Annotated in this window: 17 protein-coding genes and 1 tRNA gene; 4 read left to right on the top strand and 14 right to left on the bottom strand. The window is 46.8% G+C overall.

Annotated features, from left to right (window positions below; all coding sequences use genetic code 11):
* Window positions 1-37: 37 nt before the first annotated feature.
* Complete coding sequence (locus AC121Z_RS07390; RefSeq protein WP_498127773.1) at window positions 38-2,458, bottom strand: DNA internalization-related competence protein ComEC/Rec2; 2,421 nt, start codon at window positions 2,456-2,458, stop codon at window positions 38-40.
* Window positions 2,459-2,481: 23 nt separating this feature from the next.
* Between AC121Z_RS07390 and AC121Z_RS07385 the strand changes: the two genes are divergently transcribed.
* Entirely contained in the window at window positions 2,482-3,012 is a 531-nt protein-coding gene (locus tag AC121Z_RS07385; protein ID WP_498127772.1) for a DUF2062 domain-containing protein, read from the top strand.
* 9 nt (window positions 3,013-3,021) lie between these two features.
* Here the strand turns inward: AC121Z_RS07385 and ligA are convergent, their stop codons facing one another.
* Genes ligA through smc form a run of 3 tightly spaced genes read right to left on the bottom strand, consistent with a single transcriptional unit; the run spans window position 3,022 to window position 9,871 of the window.
* Window positions 3,022-5,055, bottom strand: a complete 2,034-nt coding sequence (ligA, locus tag AC121Z_RS07380) for an NAD-dependent DNA ligase LigA (RefSeq protein ID WP_498127770.1) — start codon at window positions 5,053-5,055, stop codon at window positions 3,022-3,024.
* Window positions 5,056-5,062: 7 nt separating this feature from the next.
* Window positions 5,063-6,394 carry a cell division protein ZipA gene (zipA, locus tag AC121Z_RS07375; RefSeq protein ID WP_498127769.1) on the bottom strand — a complete coding sequence of 444 codons (1,332 nt, stop codon included), beginning with the start codon at window positions 6,392-6,394 and terminating at the stop codon, window positions 5,063-5,065.
* An 18-nt stretch (window positions 6,395-6,412) separates the two neighbouring features.
* Window positions 6,413-9,871, bottom strand: coding sequence for a chromosome segregation protein SMC (gene smc / locus AC121Z_RS07370; protein WP_498127768.1), 3,459 nt, complete (start codon window positions 9,869-9,871; stop codon window positions 6,413-6,415).
* Window positions 9,872-10,112: 241 nt separating this feature from the next.
* Between smc and cysZ the strand changes: the two genes are divergently transcribed.
* The gene (gene cysZ, locus AC121Z_RS07365) at window positions 10,113-10,844 is read left to right on the top strand and encodes a sulfate transporter CysZ (RefSeq protein ID WP_498128179.1); all 732 of its coding nucleotides are present in this window, start codon (window positions 10,113-10,115) and stop codon (window positions 10,842-10,844) included.
* A 14-nt stretch (window positions 10,845-10,858) separates the two neighbouring features.
* Here the strand turns inward: cysZ and AC121Z_RS07360 are convergent, their stop codons facing one another.
* Window positions 10,859-12,364 carry an SEL1-like repeat protein gene (locus AC121Z_RS07360; RefSeq protein WP_498127767.1) on the bottom strand — a complete coding sequence of 502 codons (1,506 nt, stop codon included), beginning with the start codon at window positions 12,362-12,364 and terminating at the stop codon, window positions 10,859-10,861.
* A 16-nt stretch (window positions 12,365-12,380) separates the two neighbouring features.
* The gene (nlpI, locus tag AC121Z_RS07355; protein ID WP_498127765.1) at window positions 12,381-13,268 is read right to left on the bottom strand and encodes a lipoprotein NlpI; all 888 of its coding nucleotides are present in this window, start codon (window positions 13,266-13,268) and stop codon (window positions 12,381-12,383) included.
* A gap of 94 nt (window positions 13,269-13,362) precedes the next feature.
* Between nlpI and AC121Z_RS07350 the strand changes: the two genes are divergently transcribed.
* A complete protein-coding gene (locus tag AC121Z_RS07350; RefSeq protein WP_498127763.1) occupies window positions 13,363-13,770 on the top strand; it encodes a cytidine deaminase in 408 nt (135 codons plus the stop codon).
* On the opposite strand, the gene AC121Z_RS07345 is transcribed toward AC121Z_RS07350, so the two are convergent.
* The 4 genes from AC121Z_RS07345 to nhaR all read right to left on the bottom strand — a co-directional run bounded on the left by AC121Z_RS07345 (window position 13,767) and on the right by nhaR (window position 18,070).
* Entirely contained in the window at window positions 13,767-14,069 is a 303-nt protein-coding gene (locus AC121Z_RS07345; protein ID WP_498127762.1) for a DUF1244 domain-containing protein, read from the bottom strand. The two genes, AC121Z_RS07350 and AC121Z_RS07345, sit on opposite strands and share 4 nt — an antisense overlap.
* 49 nt (window positions 14,070-14,118) lie before the next feature.
* Window positions 14,119-14,712, bottom strand: a complete 594-nt coding sequence (locus AC121Z_RS07340; protein WP_498127761.1) for an HD domain-containing protein — start codon at window positions 14,710-14,712, stop codon at window positions 14,119-14,121.
* A 235-nt stretch (window positions 14,713-14,947) separates the two neighbouring features.
* Complete coding sequence (gene pnp, locus AC121Z_RS07335) at window positions 14,948-17,080, bottom strand: polyribonucleotide nucleotidyltransferase (RefSeq protein ID WP_498127760.1); 2,133 nt, start codon at window positions 17,078-17,080, stop codon at window positions 14,948-14,950.
* 87 nt (window positions 17,081-17,167) lie between these two features.
* The gene (nhaR, locus tag AC121Z_RS07330; protein WP_498127759.1) at window positions 17,168-18,070 is read right to left on the bottom strand and encodes a transcriptional activator NhaR; all 903 of its coding nucleotides are present in this window, start codon (window positions 18,068-18,070) and stop codon (window positions 17,168-17,170) included.
* Between the two features lie 152 nt (window positions 18,071-18,222).
* Here nhaR and hpf point away from each other — a divergent pair, with 152 nt between their 5' ends.
* Window positions 18,223-18,552, top strand: a complete 330-nt coding sequence (gene hpf / locus AC121Z_RS07325) for a ribosome hibernation-promoting factor, HPF/YfiA family (protein WP_498127758.1) — start codon at window positions 18,223-18,225, stop codon at window positions 18,550-18,552.
* Between the two features lie 29 nt (window positions 18,553-18,581).
* Here hpf and AC121Z_RS07320 read toward each other — a convergent pair.
* The 4 genes from AC121Z_RS07320 to glmM form a co-directional block, all read right to left on the bottom strand.
* Window positions 18,582-18,667: transfer RNA gene (locus AC121Z_RS07320), tRNA-Leu, on the bottom strand.
* Between the two features lie 8 nt (window positions 18,668-18,675).
* Window positions 18,676-19,029, bottom strand: a complete 354-nt coding sequence (secG, locus tag AC121Z_RS07315) for a preprotein translocase subunit SecG (protein ID WP_498127757.1) — start codon at window positions 19,027-19,029, stop codon at window positions 18,676-18,678.
* Between the two features lie 24 nt (window positions 19,030-19,053).
* The gene (gene tpiA, locus AC121Z_RS07310) at window positions 19,054-19,812 is read right to left on the bottom strand and encodes a triose-phosphate isomerase (RefSeq protein ID WP_498127756.1); all 759 of its coding nucleotides are present in this window, start codon (window positions 19,810-19,812) and stop codon (window positions 19,054-19,056) included.
* A gap of 128 nt (window positions 19,813-19,940) precedes the next feature.
* A complete protein-coding gene (glmM, locus tag AC121Z_RS07305; RefSeq protein WP_498127754.1) occupies window positions 19,941-21,284 on the bottom strand; it encodes a phosphoglucosamine mutase in 1,344 nt (447 codons plus the stop codon).
* Between the last annotated feature and the right edge of the window lie 12 nt (window positions 21,285-21,296).

Genomic DNA, 21,296 nt, shown 5'->3' with positions numbered 1-21,296 from the left:
GTTGATTGTACTCAGATTTTCTCAGAAACCCCAGCTTTTAGTCGCGATGCCGATACCAGCGTGGCTTCAGTGTGTGATTATAGCTAGCGATTGTGACTGAGTTTGGGCAATCATTCTGCGCATCTTGGCGAGCTGAGCCACGGCCATTACAAAACGGAATGGTGATCTTATGGTAACCGGAAGATCCAGTATTCCATGCCGTTACAGCCATATTTTTATAGCGCTGCTCGACTCGGCGGTGCGGAAATTTCCAGCGATTGAGGTAACCCGTAGTGTAAACCACATGGTCTGGATCCACGGCGCCAATAAACGCATAAGTGGAACTGGTGTTACTGCCATGATGCGGAGCAATCAATATGTTTGCATTGAGGTTTGTGAACTGATTAGAGACTGCTGCTGCACGTTTGACCAATTCAGTTTCTACCCATCGATCAATATCTCCGGGTAATAAAATACTGTGCTGCCCATCACTGATTTTAACCACACAGGATTGTGCATTATCTGATAGCTGCGATTGCTGACGTTCAGCGCGAAGAGGCCATAAAAACGTCAGGGTAAGTTTGCCCCACTGCTGCGCACTTTTACCAGCACAGTTCGTTGGCTCAATGTAATCGTTGACGGTCAGTTCATCTTCAACAATCGCGCGTCCACCGGCATGGTCAATATCAAAATGACTGATGATCAAATGATCGATTTCTGTCCAGCCCTGCGCCGCAAAAAACGGCAAAATAACGTGTTGTGCAGCGGTAAGCCCGGAAGCAAATGCCGGGCCCGTATCGTAAAGCATAACCCGTTTGCCCTGCGACACCGCTATTGCGGTGCCCTGACCTACATCAAATACGTGCACATACCAATGTTGATTATCTGCACGTATTCCGGACAGATGGAGCAACAACGGCAGGCATAGCAAACCGCTCAGCCTGCGTTGCCAAGTGAAGGTGGGCAGTACCCATATGAATACAGCCAACCCCAGGCTTAAAATAATTAATGGCGACCAATAAACGTCTTTAATTGCCGCAAATGGCAAAGCATGAAGCTGTTTTAAAACAGTTAAGCTAACAGCAAACAACTGATCGACTGCGACAAATAATACCGTCCCCCAGTCAGGCGCCAGTATAAACACCAATAAAGCCATTAAACTCACAGGTAACAGCACAAAGGAAACCCAAGGCACAAACAGCAGGTTTGCTACTATTGTGATAATCGACAAGGTATGAAAATAGGTCACAACTAACGGCAAGCTTAATAAAGTCAGCATGACTTGAAGCTTCAACAAAACCAATAAGCGACTACGCCAATTATGCCCCCACGGATGATAGCGCCAATGCAACAGTAACACTGCCACTACCGCAACAAAGCTTAACCAGAGCGACGAGGAGTAAATACTGTACGGCGAAAAAACCAGAATTAATCCCAATACAAGCATCACAATACTCACGGCATGAATACGCCAACGGTAACTAGCAAAGATTAGTGTTACAGCAAGCGCGAGGTAGGCGCGCTGCACTGGTAACTGCCACCCGGAAAGGTACGCGTAACCAAAGCAAGTGACCGCGCAAACCATGTAACCTATGGGCTGAAGAGGAATGCAACCGATCCTTTTCAGCATTCTCTGAGAGTGCATTGTCAAGGCCAACATTGCCAGAAAACAGCGCCAGAAAAGAAAGCAGAAGCCAGCGATGATGCCCAAATGTAATCCCGAAATAGCAAATAAATGAGCCACTCCAGTGTCTTGCAACAGTTGCCAATCACTTGGCTCTAAATCTTCTCGGTCGCCCATAGCTAAGGCCAAAACCCAGGCATTATTGAGCAAATTAAGCGCGGCTAAACGATCACGAAGTTGCGTTCGAAAGGACAATTTTGATGGCCGTATACTAACGGCATAATGCGTATTGACGTAACCCGTTGCAGCAATGTTTTGGGCGAGTAGCCAACGCGCATGATCAAATCCCGATGGATTCGCCAAACCATGTGGCGGTTTGAGTATTGCCCGCAGTTGCAACTGATCACCAATATTGACACTAGGAGCAGCCACGTACCAATTCAACCGCATTTTCCGTGGCAGCATAAAGTTAACATCGTTGAGTGTGTAAACCGTTAGACTAAGTGCAACCCGGTCAGTAAACGAACGGATTTGGGTCACTCGTCCTGAAATAACCACCGTCTGCTGAAAATCAATGCCCTCACGTTGCCAAGTTGTATACCAATGGCTTATAACTGAAGCCCAAAAAAGCCCTACTAATGCGCCAATTAAGCATAGGAAAAGTCGTGTTTTTCGATATAATCGCGTGCATAGTGCTAGCGACAGGCATCCAACGGTGACAAGGATAACACCCCTTAGGTTGGGTAACTGCGTCCATAGTAAAGAAGTGACATATACACTAATGAACCCAAAGAGCAGCGCCTGTAAGCGCGATATTGGCCAACATTCCTGCCCATCTTTTGTCGCTGTTTCCATGCTTTTACAATGGCTGCCTTGCCATGCCTAAAAAGTTTATTCGCCGTTTGTTACCGGACCACAAAGCTGTGGTAGAAAATCGCTATATTGCGGTTTTCGGGAAACTGCTGCATGACCCTAACCTTTGGCACTTGAATCGCCGCAGCGCGGCGGGTGCGTTTGCGATAGGGCTGTTTTTCGCCTTTTGGCCAGTTCCCTTTCAAATGTGGCTTGCCGCCGCAGCAGCAATTCCATTGCGAGTGAACCTACCGTTATCCATTGCTACGGTTTGGATCACAAACCCCTTCACCATGCCGCCAATATTTTACGCTGCCTATAAACTCGGCAGTACTGTACTTGGGACGGAAATGGATACCTTTGCGTTTGAACTGAGTTGGGAGTGGGTCACTAATAGTCTTTCAACTATAGGTCCGGCGTTTCTTCTGGGTTGTGCGATCTGCTCTATACTGGGCGGGATCGCAGGTTATTACGGCTTGAATGCGCTGTGGCGTTGGTCTGTGGTTAAATCATGGCAAGCGAGGCAACAGCGCCGCAAAGACGCCGCTGCACGTTAAACACACGGTTTATTCATGCGCTTGCAAAAATTGCAATAATTTTTCTTCGTCCCACACACTGACACCCAACGTCTCCGCTTTTGCTAACTTAGAGCCAGCTTTTTCGCCTGCAACTAAGAAGTCCGTTTTACTTGATACGCTGCCAGCAACCTTCGCGCCCAACGCCATAAGCCTTTGTTTTGCTGCATCACGGCTCATCGCCGCGAGAGTCCCTGTTATCACACAGGTTTTATCCACCAATGGCAGATCAGCTTGGTCGCGTATTTGTGGTTCTGGCCAATGCACACCGGATGTCAATAATTCTTGGATCACAGCGATGTTATGCGCTTCAGCAAAAAAGTGGGCGATATGCTGCGCAACTATTGGGCCAATATCTTCCACTGCGATAAGTTGTTCAACCGTCGCATCCCGAATGCTTTCCCAATCACCAAAGTGCTCAGCTAAATTACTCGCGGTTGCCTCACCGACCTCACGGATCCCAAGTGCATAAAGGAACCGGGCAAACGTGGTTTGCTTGGCTTTATCGATGGCGTTTACCAAATTGCTGGCTGACTTTTCTGCCATTCGTTCTAGTCCAATCAACTCAGCAACGGTTAATTGAAAGAAATCCGCTGGCGTTTTTACCTTGCCCGCGTCGACTAATTGTTCAACTAATTTATCGCCTAAACCATCAATGTCAAAAGCCTTACGCGACGCAAAATGTTTCAATGCTTCTTTACGTTGAGCTGCACAAAATAGTCCTCCGGAACAACGCGCCACAGCTTCTCCTTCGACTTTCTCAATGTGTGACTGACAAATCGGACATTGCGCCGGAAATTCAACATCTTTGACGTTTTCAGGTCGTCGGTCTAATACGACAGAGACCACTTGAGGGATAACATCACCTGCGCGTCGCACGACTACCTGGTCACCAATTTTCACATTTAAACGCGCGATCTCATCCGCGTTATGGAGTGTGGCATTTGAGACCGTTACCCCACCGACAAATATGGGTGCCAGACGAGCCACGGGTGTAATTGCGCCAGTTCTACCGACTTGAAACTCGACATCTAATAACTCGGTGACGGCTTCTTGGGCCGGAAACTTGCGCGCGATCGCCCAGCGCGGTGCGCGCGAGACAAAACCTAGTGACTGTTGCAGGGCAATATCATCGACCTTGTAGACGATCCCATCGATTTCATAATCCAAATCATCACGTCGGTTGGCTAAACGTTGGTAATAATCGATACATCCTTGCGCATCAACAACTTGCTCAGTTAAGCCATTTATCGGCAATCCCCATTCAGCAAGCTGTTGTAAACGCGCATAATGGGACGGTGCCAATGGCGTAATTTCATCACGACTGATCCCAATTGAATAAGCGTAAAACTGCAATGGACGTTTAGCAGTGATGCGTGAATCAAGTTGTCGCAAACTACCCGCTGCAGCATTTCTTGGATTGGCAAAAACTTTACCACCGGTGGTTTTCTGCGTTTGATTCAAACGTTCAAACCCCGCTTTAGGCATAAATACTTCACCACGCACTTCCAAACGAGCCGGAAAATCAGTACCGCGTAATTGCAAAGGAATATTATTAATCGTGCGCACATTCTGGGTAATATCCTCGCCGATTCGACCATCACCTCGCGTTGCTGCTTGCACCAAAACACCGTCTTGATAGGTCAAACTAACCGCAAGACCATCCAATTTAGGTTCACAGGTGAAAATTAACGCTTGAGTTTGCCCCAAACGATCGTTTATGCGCTTGGAAAATGCCATTAATTCATCATCATCAAAGGCATTATCCAACGACAACATGGGCATCTCATGTTCCACTTGGGTAAAGGCCGCTAACGGCGCACCACCCACGCGTTGGGTTGGTGAATCTGGCGTCAATAGTTCAGGGTTCGCCTGTTCTAATGCGCGTAATTCCTGAAATAACCGATCGTACTCAGCATCTGGCACTTTAGGATCGTCTTTTACGTAATAGTAATAGTTGTAATCGTTTAATTGCGCTCGCAACGTCGCAACGTGACGCTGCAGCTGATTGTCTGTGGTGGTCATGGTAGCTTTAGCTTCTTGCGATCATACGGCGACGTTCAAAATCACGAATTTTCTCAACATATTGTTGCAAGCCCTGTTTGGTAAGCACGCTGCGGCGACCATCCAGTATTTGGCCCGAAAACTCATCTGCTAGCTTTCGCGCGGCATTGTGCATCATGTTAAACACCTGATGCGGATCGCCCTCAATTGGCAAAATCATAAACAGTGACACACCTTGGGTAGTAAAGTTTTCCAAATTATCAATATCGAAGATCCCAGGTTTAAACATATTGGCCAAACTAAACAACACCGGCCCTTTCCCATTACTATTCACATGACGATGGAAAATGTCCTGATCGCCAAACTTAAACCCAAGCGTAAGCAACATCGGTAATAACGCAGCACCGGGTATCTCCTCACCCTGCGGCGCTCGTACATTTAACACCAACACTTCTTGCTCCGGTGCTGGAGAAGTATTCTCCTCAGCGGTTATATTAGTTTCTACCGTTTGTTCTTCATCAAACGACATACGCATTTGATCTTCACCTAAGGTGGGCTCAATACGCTTACGAAACATTGACTTCGTGCGACGTTTAGGTGTTGCCCGTTTTACGTCTTCAACAACAGGTACGGGTGCATCGAGATCTTCAGAAGTAAGATTCAAATGGGGATCCGTGGGCGTTTGATCGAGGCTAAAAGTTTCAACTTCAGTGTCGTTTGGCGTTGCCGCTGCTTGCGAAGATGTTGCGGGAGGCGGATTGTCAGCGTCAGTGTTAACGCTTACGTCGTCTTCCTGCAATAAAAATGACGGCGGTTCTGGGATCGGTTTTGTCGTAAGCGGCGCCACAGAAGCATCGTTCCGCTCATCATTCTTTAACATCGTTGGCTTCGGATTAGACACGACCGACGCATACAATTTCTTCGGCTTTTCTACCGGTTCGGTAGTTTCCGCCGCTTGCGTAGTTGTGGATCCAGCAACGCTCGGCAGTTCATGCAAGTCATCCAATGATGGAATGTCTGGCTCTGCAGGGCTCGCCGTTAAGGGGTTTTCCGTTACCGAGTCGTCTTCCGTTGTGGGCAAGCCCGCCTGAATATCCGCATCGACGATAGGCTCATGCTCAACCTCTGCAGTCTGCTCCGGTGGATTAGACCGAGAACTCTTGCTTTGGCTAACTACACGCACTTCGCCTAACCCGAATTCATCGAAACCTTCTACCCGCTCACGCGATTCGGTCGGCTCCACACGTGGCTTAACGGCAGGTTTTGCATTGCCCTTGCGCAAACTCCATAGGCCATGAGCCAGAATGGCTAAAATTGCACAACCACCAACTATTAATAGCGCAAATCGTAAGTCTTCCATCGAGACACTCGCCCTTTATTATGCATTTGCGATAGCTACAGCCTCTTCCACATCCACCGCCACCATCCGCGACACACCAGGCTCAGCCATGGTCACTCCGGTGAGATGTTCAGCCATTTCCATCGCGATTTTATTATGGGTGATGTAAATAAACTGTACCGTCTTTGACATCTCAGAAACCAATCGACAAAAACGCGCAACATTGGCGTCATCGAGCGGTGCATCTACTTCATCGAGTAGACAGAACGGTGCAGGATTCAATCTAAAAATCGCAAACACTAATGATAATGCGGTTAACGCTTTTTCTCCACCACTGAGGAGATGAATGGTGCTATTTTTCTTGCCCGGTGGCCGCGCCATTATCGTTACGCCGGTTTCGAGTAAATCATCACCGGTTAATTCGAGATAGGCACTTCCGCCACCAAACACTTTAGGGAATAGCTTTTTTAGGTCATCGTTCACTTGATCGTAAGTCAGTTTAAAGCGCGATTTAGTTTCCCTATCAATTTTTCGGATCGCATCTTCAAGAGTGTCTAAAGCCGCCTGTAAATCGTCAAACTGAGTATCTAAGTGAAGTTTACGTTCACCTTGCACTTCAAACTCTTCCACTGCTGCTAAGTTAACTGCCCCTAGACGACTAATGCTAGCTTGAGTTTTCTCCAACTCACTCTGCCACGTAGCCTCTACTGCATCTTCGGGCAGGTTTTCAAGGGTCTGTTTAAGGTTTTGCTGGGTATCGGCAAGCTGTTCTAAAACCCCTGAGGCTCTGACCTGATAGCCCTGTGATTCAAGTCGCAAACTCTCCAGTTGTGCTCGGCGCTGTGTAATCCTTTCATTGATCCCTTGTGAATCTCGCATGGCATCGTTGATCAACATATCGACTTGGGCTAGTTGCTCGCCTTTCGTGCGTTGCTCCTCAGTGAGGCTTTCTCGTTGCTGCAGTAACTCTGCGATTTTGTCACCAATATTTTCATCCGGCTGCTGCAGTTGCTCCAACTCCTGTTGTAGTTCAATGTAGCGTTCACTGACTTCTTGCAACTGCTGTTGAGCGGTTTGTAATTGCTGTTTTTGGCTGTCCAACTGTCCCTGTAACTGTTGCGCCTGCATATCCAGCTGATGCCTTTGCTGAGTTAATTGTTCCACTTGGATGCGCGCATCCTGCACTGCGAGCTCTGCGCGCTCCCGACTTTCATCAGCGCGCAACTGGATTGACTCAAAATCTAACAAACGTTCTTCAATGTTTTCAACGCGCGCAGATAACTCCTCAAGTTGCAATTGCTCTTTCGCCAGCAACTGCTGCTGTTGTTCTCGATCATCCGTTAACTTGCGTTGCCGCGCGGCCACTTGTTCAGCTTGCAGTTCCAGCATGCCGAGTTGATTTTGCAGTTGCTGCTGAGCAAGCCCGGCCTGACGTACAGCATGATTCGCTTCGCCAAGAGCGGCTTGCAATTGCGCACGGTCCTGCTGTGCGGCAACTAACTCTTGTTCTGCATGCTCACAGGCACTGGTAATTTCACTTAGCTCTTGCGTTAGATTATCTAATTTGGCCCTTCGACTCGCACTGCCCTGCTGCACATGTTGGGTAACTTTTAGCGTATCAGTCGAGCGCCAATATCCATCTGCAGTCACCAGCCACTCATGCTCAGTTAGTGTCGCGGCCCGCGCATCAGCTTGCTCTCGGCTCTCCGCCAACAATATTGAGTTAAACGCCCGCGGTACGCGCTCATTCTCAAATAATGCTGCAATTGAGTCTGGACGTTTCTCGTCCGTCCAATGCGCGGTGAGTAATACTGTCAACTGCCCTGACTCGAGCCAGTTTGGTTGCAGGTCAGCAGGATCATCAAGTACACAAGCAGACTGCAATGACTTTAACGCAGTATCGACAAACGCCTCCTGCCCCGCGACGACGTTCAATACTTGCCACAAACTGGTCAGTGCCAAGTGCTCGCTATCAAGCTCTGGTAACTCGTCCCTAAGCAGGTTTTGTAAGGCGTGACGCTCAGCATCGATGCGCTGCTGCCCCTGACGTAAGTCATCAAAATGTGCTTGATATTGCGTGCACACATCTACTTGCGTGGATAGTTTATCCTGCAGCACGCGTTCCTGCTGTTGGGCTTCTTCATGTTGCTGCTCACTGATTAGTAGCTGCTCTTGCAGGCTCTCGATCTGCGCTATGACTTGGTCGTGGGATAATTGTTCGAGTTCGCTTTCTATCTCAGTTAAGCGCTGTTGGGTACGCAACTGCATACTCATGGTCGACTGGATCTGGCTATGACAACTCTGGCTTTGTTGTTTTAGTTGCAGATACTCACTCTCTTGTTGTCGAAACCTCTGATTTAGCTCGGCGAGTGTCTGCTCTGCCTCGTCACGCGAGTCAGTAGCTAGGGCAAGTTGTTGCTGACAAAGTTCTCTCTCTGGTTGCAGCCCATAATCTTGCTCGATTAATTCTTCTACTCCCGACGAGAGCTCATCGACCTGCTCGCTTAAAGCGGCTTGCTTGACACCTAACGTAGCTAATTCGTTGTTGATTTGTTCAGTACGTTGGGTGGTGTACTTTTGGTTTTGCTCTAAGCGAGCAATTTCGGTGCTGACATCGTACAACTGTTTCTGCAATGCATCCAACGATTGCTTTAACTCAAACTGAATTTGCCGTTGTTCAATCAGTTTACGCTCATCACCGCGTTGTTCAGCAATCAGCGATTCTATTTGGTTTTCACCTTCGTCAATTTGTTGCTGCAACTCACTGACTTTTTCGCTATACCCTAACCAACGCATAGCTGCTAATTGTGCCTTAAGCTCTCGCTCACGTTGCTTTAGCTCTTTATATCGTTTAGCCGCCGCCGCTTGGCGTTGTAATTTATCTAACTGCGTGGCTAATTCGCTCCGCACATCAGCCAGGCGCTCGAGGTTTTCTCGAGTATGACGGATGCGGTTTTCAGTTTCTCTACGACGTTCTTTGTATTTAGAAATTCCCGCTGCTTCTTCAATGAATACGCGTAGCTCTTGCGGTTTGGATTCTATCAACCGCGAAATCATACCCTGCTCGATAATCGCGTAACTGCGCGGTCCTAAACCGGTGCCTAGAAAAATATCAGTTACATCACGACGACGGCATTTAGTCCCATTAAGCAAATAGGTCGAAACCGCATCGCGCGTAACAATGCGTTTAACCGATAATTCATTGTATTTGGCAAACTCACCTTGCAACCGGTTACCAGTATTATCAAAGACCAACTCAACACTACACTGAGACACTGGCTTGCGTGCGGTGCTACCATTAAAAATAACGTCCGTCATTGCATCGCCGCGCAGATTCTTTGCTGAACTTTCGCCCAGCACCCAACGCACCGCATCAATCACGTTTGACTTGCCGCAGCCATTAGGACCAACAATAGCGGTCATCTCTCCAGGAAAAGGAATAGTCGTCGCATCAACAAATGACTTAAAGCCTGCGAGCTTTATTCGTTTTAGGCGCATGGTAACGGGTTTCTCATGCCAATACGGCGAATGCTAGAAAAAAAGTAATAAACTACGTTCGAATGTAACAAAACTAACGGCTTGTAACAATTCACCATTTCACCCGAAGTTAATTCTCGCTACACTTTAGAACAGCGTGCTTAAAGCAACTCTCTGAACATAGACGGTTGCACAATCAGTTAATCGTTCAAAAGCAAAAATTTGAGGTGATATGCACAGTCAAACACAAAATATCAGTGGTATGAGCTATTTCATGAGTGGATTTTCTTTGATCCAAACCAAAGGCCTGAAACGGTTTGTTTTGGTGCCCTTGGCAATCAACCTCATCCTCTTCATTACCGCTTTCTATTTTTTGTTTGCTGAAATCGGCAGCAGTATTACCTGGTTAGTCGGATTAATCCCTGATTGGTTAGGTTGGTTAAAAGAAGCATTAGCGTATATTTTATGGCCCTTAGCCGTCATCAGCGTACTGCTAGTTTTCGCTCTTATCTTTGGTACTCTTGCTAACTGGATCGCTGCGCCATTTAATGGTTTGCTCGCCGAAAAAGTAGAACGACATCTTACCGGTCAAGCGCTAGGTGACGAGGGTTTACTCTCGATCATTAAGGATATTCCGCGCACGCTGGGTCGAGAATTCGCAAAACTCATGTACTATCTCCCACGTGCGATTGGATTTTTCTTGTTATTCCTAATCATTCCGGTGTTTGGGCAAGTGATTTGGTTTCTTTTTTCTGCCTGGATGATGGCGATTCAGTACTGTGATTACCCGTTTGATAATCATAAAATTGGCTTTAGCGAAATGAAATCCACACTACTGCAACAACGTAGCCGCAGCCTTTCTTTTGGTATGATGGTAAGTGTCACTTCCATGGTGCCGATCCTCAACTTTTTAGTCATGCCGGTAGCGATATGCGGGGCTACTGCTATGTGGGTCGATCAATTTAGAGACCAATACTCCAACGCACAGCGTTAGTCTTAAGACAACGCTTATAGCGCAGTTACTCCGGGTACAGCGAGCGATGATTGTGCTTGTTGCTCAGCCAGAGTAAACCATACACTGGCCTCAGAGACTTGCCCAGACTGCTGATATTCGCGCGCTATATTAATCGCTACTGGATACCAATGCTTGCGTTGCAACAACTGATCTTCCCATAGCTGTAAATAAATATCTGGGATATGTTCACTATCATGAAACTCCATGAAGGTGCGAGCAGCAGTTAATTTATAGGCTTTAACGCCAGTATTATCACAGGTACGAGCCGGAAAAATACCCAATTGTTTGTCTGCAGTTGATCCAATGATGGTTTGCCACGAATCTGCTCGTGCGATTGGTTGATAGGTTAATTCACCAGAGAACAAGAGATTCGGCGCTGTTTGGCGTGTGCAATGCACATCGGCAATGTGCTCTGACATGGGATACTCATCTGCAAATCCAGCAAAGTGGGCCAATTCATGCACCAGTACTGAATAGGTATCATTACTATCAAGGTACATGATACCGGCATCTACATAAGCACGCGCAGACGGTGTAAACACTATCACGTGGGTAGTAGAAGACTGCTTTAACACCCCCGCTAATTGCTGCATTCGACAAACCATTCGAGAGCGCCCTGCACTATCTTGAAACGAGCATGGTATTTCTTGCTCAGACACCCAAGCCGGTTCGGATACACAAAGGGGTAAGCGCCGCAGCCGCTCGTCTGCAAACAGTTTTTCCACCATCTGTTGGGCCTGGACAAAATTACTTAAACTTAGGGCTAGCGGTAAAATTTGCATACTACAGAACGTTTCTTGACGGTGTGTTGTGACTTGCAAGTTACGAAAAGAGATAGGACTTGTGGCAATCTTCGCCAATGTTGCTTCACCCCTCTCCAACGCATCGACATAACGCTGTGCCAACGTATTCTCATTTCTTGCAGCATGTTGAAACCAGTCAGTGGCCTGCTCACGTTTACCCTGCTGCCACAGCATGTGGGCAAGAGAAAGCGCGTCATCAGAATAATGTGGTGCAGTTTTATACAACCAAGGAACGGCTTGCTTAACATCCTCCTGCAATAAATACCAATTAGCCAGTGCATGCTGTGCAGGCAGGAATGCTTGATTAGCGCTTTCTGTCAGCAAAGAAATCCGCTGATCGCTATCTGTAACTTCTAAGGCGAGTTGAAATTGTGCCTCAGCAGAACCTAATTTAGCTGCGCGCGACAGCCACTTCTTCCGCTCTGCAGGATCCGCGTTTTGTGCTGCTAAAATCAACATTGAGTAGGAATCGTTGCGCGCAGCTAATTGCTGCAGCCAATAATCATCACCATCGCGCACCGCCATTGCGCGCAGCCCTGCCATTTCATCATCAACGTTTTGGTACAGCCGCTTATATTGCACGAGGGTGCTCGTTGTGCGGTCCCCAATGTTTATTCGAGCGCCATCGAAACTATCTGACGCCGCCAACAAGACAACACCCGTTGCTACTAATAGTGCGCTAAGCAGAAATTTCATAAAGTCAGAGGAGAACTCACGAGTCTGTAGTTACTTTGCGTTCAGTCAAGCGCTCTAACTCTAGCCGTGCGTACCGATGTTCCACAAATTCATACACATTGGTGCTCAGGGCAAGTTTAAAGTAATTACTGGCCCGCCCCGTATTACCGTGAAAACTGTGGTACTTACCAATATAGAAGTACGCTTCACACACACGATTATTCAGTTCGGTTCGATTCGTAATATTATCAATTAACTTAGCCAGTAACTGCGTTTCAGAAATTTCACCAAGATAAAAATCAACAATGTTATTCGCCCACATCTCGGGGTTCAATTGCGCGCGCAATTGTTTTAACTCCGTCTTTGCAGTGATTGGATCGACGGCTTGTTGAACAATATAAAGCCAAATGGCGCGATAAGGATCGCTGGTATCGTTATTTAGAAAACGCTTAAGGTCATCCACAGCCAAACGAGCTTCACCACCGTAATACAAGGCAATCCCGCGATTTAAGAAAGCAAATTCATAATCCGGGTTTAAATCAATTGAACTATCAAACGCCTCATAGGCTTGCAAATATTCTTGTTGCTGAGTGTAATGAATACCAATCGAATTGTACGCTTCAGCCATGGTTGGCTGAAGTTTAAGCACTTGACTGTAGTCAAATTGCGCAAGGCTACTTAAGCCCATACTATCGTATAGCATTCCACGTTGATAAAGCAGTTCAGCGCGCTCCGCTTCAGCAATGTCAGCTTGACTTAAAATAAAATTAAATCGAGCAACCGCCAATTGTGTGCGCGGGTCGGCGGGTATTGGTTCAACGAGCAGTAAATTGCCCATTTGAGCGCTAGGTTGCTCAGGGGTCTGAGCACAGCCAGTCGCTAGCACGATAATGAAAATAAAAAGGAGTGTATATTTATGCAACATAAACCTGTCAAATTTTTGCGCCAGCGCCTTGAAAACTATCGCTTATCACCTATTTCGTGATAATAATAACGGCTAACTGATTAACTGATGTTTTATGAATACTAGCAAATTATCTGCGATACAAACAGCACTGCTTAACGCTGCTCTACAGGTGCAAAAAAATGCCTACGCGCCCTACTCAAAGTACCAAGTAGGCGCTGCAATCTTAGCCAACAACGGCAAAGTCTATACTGGCTGCAATGTGGAAAACGCGGCTTATCCCCTAGGTACGTGCGCGGAAGCTGGGGCTATTAGCGCAATGATTGCCGATGGTGGCACAACCATTACGGAAATTATGATTGTAGGGCCCGATAATGAGCCCTGCTACCCATGCGGGGGCTGCCGTCAAAAGATTGCAGAATTCAGCGATGCTGCAACTAGCGTTACCCTACAAGCAGATCAATCCTTAGTTACAACTATGACGATGGCTGAATTGTTACCCGCGGCCTTCAAGTTAGGTTAACAGCCTTTCTTTGCCTGACGCTGTTCAAATGCTGCTAGCTGTTCAGGCGTCGCGGCAGGCTGGTGGTTAGCCTTCCATTCGCTGTATGGCATGCCGTAGACTTTTTCGCGAGCGGCTTCGTAGTCGAGATCGACGCCGGCATCGCGAGCAGCTGCAACATACCACTTAGCCAAACAGTTACGGCAGAAATCAGCCAAGATCATAAGGTCTATGTTCTGCACGTCTTTATTATCGTCTAAGTGCTGTAATAAGCGTTTAAAAACTGCTGCTTCGATTTGAGTTTGAGTTGTTGGATCCATAATTTTTAACGCTATTAACTGTGTTAAACCTATTTGCATGAGCCTAGCTCTAAGCTGCCGTTAACCATCCGTTTCGATAGGCAATATCAATTTGTCCTAAGGCATATTGCCATAACTTGGGAGCGGCTTTTTCAAGATACTGATTACGAGCAATAACTTGCTGTTTGGCCACCTTGTTTTGCGCCCAACTACCACCTTGATTTTGCATATTTTGCACCAGTGGTAGGATCCTATCCATGGCTTTGGCAAACTGTGCGTCATCAGAATCTGCCGCTTCAAACTCCAACCACAAAGCTAAATATTGCTCCGCTTGTAGCGCTGGCAACAAGCCAAATATCCGCTCAGCAGCCGCTATTTCTTTGGCTTCCTGATCAGCCAGCATTGCTTCAGGAGCAAAGGCGAAAGTGTCGCCAGCGTCAATTTCAACTATGTCATGCAATAACAGCATTGTGGTTACTCTGGCTATATTCACTGGCTTTTCAGCATAGGGCGCTAGGACTTGTGCCATTAAAGCAATATGCCAACTGTGTTCCGCACTGTTCTCGTAGCGATTATTATCACATTTAATCAATGCTTTGCGCTGTACCGCTTTGAGCTTATCGAGCTCTAAAATAAACGCTAGTTGCTGTTCAATATCCTGCATAGTGATTCCTACTATCTATTTCCTCGGGCTAACCCGTTAACTATGGATTACGCAAAATGCCAACGACCATAATGTCTTTATTCATGGTTAACAGTGCTCTAATGCTTCTTTACGCGAATATGCTTTTTACCTCGGTACTTTGAGTACTACTTGGGCGTCGCACTCGATAAACCAGAAGCCATAAAAAAGCCAGCACACAGGCTGGCTTTTTCTAGTTGCTATTCAGCAACAACGATTACTCGTCGCCATTTTCTTCAGCAGCTGGTTCAGCGTCTTCCTTCACCGGCTTCTCAAGTAGCTCTTTGATACTCAAGCGCACACGGTTCTGACGGTCAATTTCCATAACCTTAACGTCAACCATCTGCCCTTCAGACAAATAGTCTGCCACTTTCGCTACACGTTCGTGAGCAATTTGTGAAATATGCACAAGGCCTTCTTTGCCTGGTAACACTTCTACGAATGCACCAAAGTCAACGATACGGGTGACTTTACCGTTGTAAGTCTTACCTACTTCAATTTCGGCAGTTACTTGCTCGATCTTGGCAATGGCAATTTCTGCTTTTGCACGCTCAGTGGCGAATATCTTAATCGTACCGTCATCTTCAATCTCGATGTTGGTATCAGATTCTTCAGTAATTGAACGGATCATTGCGCCGCCTTTACCGATAACGTCACGGATTTTATCTTGGTCAATCTTCAAGGTGTAAATACGTGGCGCAAACTCAGACATTTCTTCACGGTGACCAGAGATAGCTTCATCCATTACACCCAAGATATGTAAGCGCGCTTCTTTTGCTTGCTTAAGCGCCTGCTGCATGATTTCTTGCGTGATCCCTTCGATTTTGATGTCCATTTGCAGCGCCGTAATACCATTGGTAGTACCGGCTACTTTAAAGTCCATATCGCCCAAGTGATCTTCGTCGCCTAGGATATCTGAAAGAACCACGAAATTATCGTCAGACTTAACTAGACCCATCGCGATACCCGCTACCGATGCTTTGATCGGCACGCCCGCGTCCATGAGTGCAAGTGAAGTACCGCACACAGATGCCATTGAAGATGAACCATTCGATTCAGTTATCTCAGACACCACACGAACCACATACGGGAATTCCGCTTCACTTGGCATTACCGCTTGAATACCACGCTTTGCCAAACGGCCGTGACCAATTTCACGACGCTTAGGAGATCCAATCATACCGGTTTCGCCAACACAGTATGGAGGGAAGTTATAATGCAACATAAAACGACTGTCGCGCTTACCCGCGAGCTCGTCAATCATCTGCGCATCACGTTCTGTCCCTAAAGTAGCCACTACCAGCGCTTGAGTTTCACCGCGCGTAAACAACGCTGAACCATGCGTCCGAGGTAACAGACCAGTAGCCACGTCAAGGGCACGGATCATGTCTGGGCTACGACCGTCAATTCGCGGCTCGCCAGCCAAGATGCGTGAACGCACAACTTCACTTTCTAACTCATGTAAGAGACCAAGCACTTCGTTACTGTCTTGCTCAGGATCAGCTTCAAGAATAGCCGCAAGCGCTTTTTCTGTAACCGCTGTCACTTCGTCTTTACGCGCCATTTTGTCAGAAATCTGATAAGCCGCTGTCATGCCGTCTTTGGCCAACACAGCAACTTTCTCTTTCAATTCAGTGTTTTCAGCTTCCGGCTGCCAGTCCCATTTCGGGGTAGCAACTTCAGCTGCAAATTCATTGACGGCATTAACTACCGCTTGCATTTGCTCATGGCCATACATAACGGCACCTAACATGACATCTTCACTTAACATGTTAGCTTCAGATTCAACCATCAGTACTGCACTTTCAGTACCTGCAACAACGAGGTCTAGTTCGCTTTGTTCTTGTTCAGACGCACGCGTATTTAGAATATATTGACCATCAGTGTAACCAACTCGAGCTGCACCAATTGGACCGTTGAATGGGATCCCGGAAATAGCAAGTGCAGCAGAGGTTCCGATCATTGAAATGATATCGGTTGGAATTTCAGGGTTTGAAGAAACAACAGTGATAACCACCTGTACTTCGTTCTTAAATCCTTCAGGAAACAACGGACGAATTGGACGGTCAATCAAACGTGCTGTCAGTGTCTCATTCTCTGATGGACGACCTTCACGTTTAAAGAACCCGCCCGGGATTTTACCCGCTGCATAGGTTTTCTCTTGATAATTTACTGTTAGCGGGAAGAAATCTTGACCTTCCTTCGCTTCTTTTTTACCAACCACAGTAACGAGTACTGAGGTATCGTCCATACTTGCCATAACCGCGGCAGTCGCTTGACGAGCAATGACACCTGTTTCTAGGGTGACCGTATGTTGTCCATACGTAAATGTTTTAGTAATAGGATTCACTATTATTCCTTTGTATTATCTATTATCGCTTTTAAATGCGGCGCATAGTATAACGGTCAAAGGCCATAATGGCTACGCTCAAAAGCACTATTTGAAGATAATATCGCGCGCTTTGTCACAAATCGCGGCCACTGCTGGGTGAGTGACTTTACGCTCTGCCGAAACAGCATAAAACCGTTGTTTAATATCTTCCGTGCGACCGATCACCTCTACTTTGAATTGCTCGCAGACTTCCTCTTCAATGACCGTGGGCATAAAAAACACGCCAAACCCTGCTTGCCCAAAGGATTTCATCAGTGCACTATCATCATATTGACCGCGTAACAGCGGGAAAATATCGTTATCATTTGACCAACGATCGAATAATTGCCGGATGGCATATTGCTTAGTTGGCAATAACATGGGCATATGGTTAAGGTTATGTGGAAATTCGCCCTGCAACTTTGCAATTAAATCAGGTGCCGCGAAAAACGACAGACCGGATTCACCGAGAAAATGATTATATGCTTTAATACTGAAGGCTGAAGACAGCGGAGTATCTGTAAGTACCATATCCACCTCATGCACGGCAAGGTCGGCAAGAATGGCGTCTATCGGCCCTTCTTTGCTGATCAGATGAATATCGTCACTCAGTTTTAAGGCTGGCTCGACAATCTTGTAAACAATCGTTTTTGGAATTGCGCTCGCGGCACTGACGATAAACTCGGACGCTCCCACTTGCGGCGCGCCACGCAATACATCGCTTAACTCGCGGCCAAGCTCAAAAATCTCGTCGGCATAACGCAATACCAACCGCCCGGTATCAGTTAACTGCAACCCGCGGCCAACGCGGTCAAACAAGGGTTGTTTCATGCGATCTTCGAGCATACTTAACTGCCCGCTGATGGTCTGTGGCGTAATATGTAGCTTAGTCGCCGCTTTGGCAATTGAGCCCTCTTTTGCGACAACCCAAAAGTAATGCAGGTGTTTATAGTTAATATTTTCAGCCATGGACTACCTATCCTCAAACAGCGTTCAATTTTTTCCGATGTATATCAATACAAACAAACGAATTTTTTTGTTCAGTTTGAATTGATAATTTTTTATCTACAACAGCCAATGCACCCCCACTTTCCCTCATTATTGGCGTTAAGGAGCAACTCATGCACATTAAGATCAATTCTCGTGACTTTACCGTAACGACTGCGATGCGAGAATTTATTCAGGAAAAATTGACCTTTGCCTTGAGTCGTTACGCGCAGCGCATCCGCGTGGCTGAAATCTCACTGAAAGATATCAATGGCCCGCGCGGTGGCATTGACAAACAATGCATCATTAAAATGAAGTTAAACCAATTTAAAACCCTGGTCATTGAAGAACAGGCTGAAGATGCCTACGATGCCATCGGCAATGGTTGCAGAAAAGCCAAGCGGCGGGTGGAAAGGCACTTTAATCGCTCACGCACTCAATCCAGGAAGGTCAATTTGGCATAAAAAAAGCCAGCGTTTGCTGGCTCAGTATTTGGTGCGGATGGGGGGACTTGAACCCCCACGAGCATAGCTCACTACCCCCTCAAGATAGCGTGTCTACCAATTCCACCACATCCGCGTGTAAACTTAGTTAGGTACGTCTGTATCGTCAGACGCTGGTTGTGATTCCTGCGCTGGAACGTCAGTTGCCGGCACTGTTTCCGACACTGGCACTTCCAGATTCTGCCACTCATCCACGGCTTTCTCGCGATTCGCGGTCATATTGCCAAGGATCAAGCTGATCAGGAAAAACAAGGTGGCTAAAATGGCTGTAGTACGGGTCATAAAGTTACCTGAACCCGATGAGCCAAACACCGTATTTGAGCCGCCAGCACCAAAAGAAGCGCCCATATCTGCACCTTTACCTTGCTGAATAAGAACGATACCGATCAACACAAGTGCGACTAACAGATACGCAACAATTAATACTTCATATAACATAGATTATAACACTCCTACGACCTGTCAGGCTTGCGCAGCTCGACAAATCGTTTCAAATTCTTCTGGTTTAAGGCTAGCTCCGCCAATCAAACCGCCATCAATATCTGCTTGAGCAAATAATTCTTCGGCATTACTGCCCTTGACACTGCCGCCATACAATAGTCTGACTTTTTGTGCCAAATCATTGTCGATGTTAGCAAGCCGCTGTCGAATAAATGCATGCATCGCTTGCGCCTGCTCTGGTGACGCAGTTTGTCCAGTACCAATCGCCCATATGGGTTCATAAGCGATTACAACATTCGCCAGTTCAGCCACCGACAATTGTTCAAACACCGCGTTTAGCTGCGCTTCAACATAAGTTTCTTCGTCACCGGCTTGACGTACGTCGAGAGGCTCACCCACACAAATAATGGGAACTAATCCGCGGCCAATCAATGCTTTAGCTTTGTATGCCACAAGTGCACTGCTTTCAGCATGGTCAGTACGTCGTTCCGAATGCCCGACGATCGCCATTTGGCAACCAATATCGTGTAGCATCGCTACACTGACATCACCGGTATGCGCACCTTCGCCTTGCGCACTCACGTCTTGTGCTGCCACCACCACTTGAGTCCCACTCAAACTGGCTTTGGCCTGCGCTAGATAGACTGCGGGAGGGCACAATACAACATCTGCAGTAATGGGTTCGATCTGGCTAAAATGCTCGACAAATGACTGCAACAATTGTTGACTACCATTCATCTTCCAATTGCCAGCGACTAAAGATTTACGAACATTCTGCATAACCAATCCTTGTGCCGCTCAAAAGCGGGCGAGATATTAACGATTCCACTCATAATATACAAGTGCTTAACAGACAATTTGCTGCAAAATATCGTCTGCTGATTCTATTTTAAACAGGTAAAGCCATATTATGCAGTTACCGCTTTCACGACATCTGCGATATGAGCAGCCCAGCGATTGGATAGCTCATCATCATTTGATTCAACCATCACGCGAATTAATGGTTCGGTGCCACTTTTACGCAATAACACTCGGCCATTTTTCCCCAATGACGCCTCAGCTTCAGTGACAGCATTTTGTACATCGTGATGCGTCAGTGGGTCGACACTACTGTTTTCGAAGCGTACGTTATTCAAAACCTGGGGGTATTTCTCAAATCCAGCAGACAAATCATGCAAATTCATGTGTGAGCGCAACATCGCCGTTAACACTTGCAGTCCCGCGATAATACCGTCACCGGTAGATGACGTAGCAAGATTTAATACGTGCCCTGAGTTTTCACCTCCAATTTGCCAACCCTTCTCTTGTAACAGTTCCATTACATAGCGATCGCCGACTTTACTGCGTGCAAATGGCACTCCCAATTTAGCCAGACCATTTTCCAAACCTAAGTTACTCATTAAGGTGCCGACAACACCACCGGACAAACGCCCTGACTTCAGTGCATCTCGAGCAATAATATAAATAATTTGGTCACCATCAATGACGTTACCCAAATGGTCTACCATCATGATCCGATCACCGTCACCGTCTAATGCGATGCCCAAGTCTGCTCCGGACGCTTTAACTTCATCGACAATCGCTTTCATGCTAGTCGCACCAACCTGGTGATTAATATTGGTGCCGTTAGGTTTAGTACCGATTTCGATGACTTCTGCACCCAATTCACTCAATACATTAGGCGCAATGTGGTAAGTAGCGCCATGGGCGCAATCGACGACTATTTTTAGCCCAGTCAGAGATAAATTGGACGGGAAAGTGCCCTTACAAAACTCGATATAACGTCCAGCGGCATCATTAATACGAATCGCTTTACCTAATTTGTCCGAAGCCACACAGGTCATAGGCTCTTTCATTTGCGCTTCAATCGCCAGTTCAATCGAGTCATCTAACTTATACCCATCGGCAGAAAAGAATTTTATCCCATTGTCATAATAGGGATTATGGGACGCACTGATGACAATGCCAGCTTCGGAACGGAAAGTCTTGGTCAAATAAGCAATAGCTGGTGTTGGCATTGGCCCTAGCAGACCAATATTTATACCCGCCGCTGAAAGTCCCGCTTCCAGCGCAGATTCCAACATGTAACCGGATATCCGCGTATCTTTACCAATGAGTACTTTATTGGTGCCTTGCCCGGCTAAAATCTTGCCTGCAGCCCAACCTAACTTGGTTACAAACTCTGGATTGATTGCGCTCTCACCCACTTTACCGCGGATCCCGTCGGTTCCAAAAAATTCTCTTTGCCCCATATCCCTACTACC

The sequence above is a fragment of the Alteromonas sp. DYW1 genome (assembly GCF_059752595.1).
The sequence above is the reverse complement of the archived record's forward strand: the minus strand, read 5'-3'. Positions and strand labels throughout refer to the sequence as shown.

Bases quoted from the DNA above. Each gene is read 5' to 3' on its own strand.
- nlpI (WP_498127765.1), bottom strand. From the start codon at position 13,268: ATGTTGCATAAATATACACTCCTTTTTATTTTCATTATCGTGCTAGCG.
- secG (WP_498127757.1), bottom strand. From the start codon at position 19,029: ATGTTATATGAAGTATTAATTGTTGCGTATCTGTTAGTCGCACTTGTG.
- AC121Z_RS07360 (WP_498127767.1), bottom strand. From the start codon at position 12,364: ATGAAATTTCTGCTTAGCGCACTATTAGTAGCAACGGGTGTTGTCTTG.
- smc (WP_498127768.1), bottom strand. From the start codon at position 9,871: ATGCGCCTAAAACGAATAAAGCTCGCAGGCTTTAAGTCATTTGTTGAT.
- ligA (WP_498127770.1), bottom strand. From the start codon at position 5,055: ATGACCACCACAGACAATCAGCTGCAGCGTCACGTTGCGACGTTGCGA.
- hpf (WP_498127758.1), top strand. From the start codon at position 18,223: ATGCACATTAAGATCAATTCTCGTGACTTTACCGTAACGACTGCGATG.
- glmM (WP_498127754.1), bottom strand. From the start codon at position 21,284: ATGGGGCAAAGAGAATTTTTTGGAACCGACGGGATCCGCGGTAAAGTG.
- AC121Z_RS07350 (WP_498127763.1), top strand. From the start codon at position 13,363: ATGAATACTAGCAAATTATCTGCGATACAAACAGCACTGCTTAACGCT.
- AC121Z_RS07385 (WP_498127772.1), top strand. From the start codon at position 2,482: ATGCCTAAAAAGTTTATTCGCCGTTTGTTACCGGACCACAAAGCTGTG.
- tpiA (WP_498127756.1), bottom strand. From the start codon at position 19,812: ATGCAGAATGTTCGTAAATCTTTAGTCGCTGGCAATTGGAAGATGAAT.
- nhaR (WP_498127759.1), bottom strand. From the start codon at position 18,070: ATGGCTGAAAATATTAACTATAAACACCTGCATTACTTTTGGGTTGTC.
- AC121Z_RS07390 (WP_498127773.1), bottom strand. From the start codon at position 2,458: ATGGAAACAGCGACAAAAGATGGGCAGGAATGTTGGCCAATATCGCGC.
- AC121Z_RS07345 (WP_498127762.1), bottom strand. From the start codon at position 14,069: ATGGATCCAACAACTCAAACTCAAATCGAAGCAGCAGTTTTTAAACGC.
- AC121Z_RS07340 (WP_498127761.1), bottom strand. From the start codon at position 14,712: ATGCAGGATATTGAACAGCAACTAGCGTTTATTTTAGAGCTCGATAAG.
- zipA (WP_498127769.1), bottom strand. From the start codon at position 6,394: ATGGAAGACTTACGATTTGCGCTATTAATAGTTGGTGGTTGTGCAATT.
- cysZ (WP_498128179.1), top strand. From the start codon at position 10,113: ATGAGCTATTTCATGAGTGGATTTTCTTTGATCCAAACCAAAGGCCTG.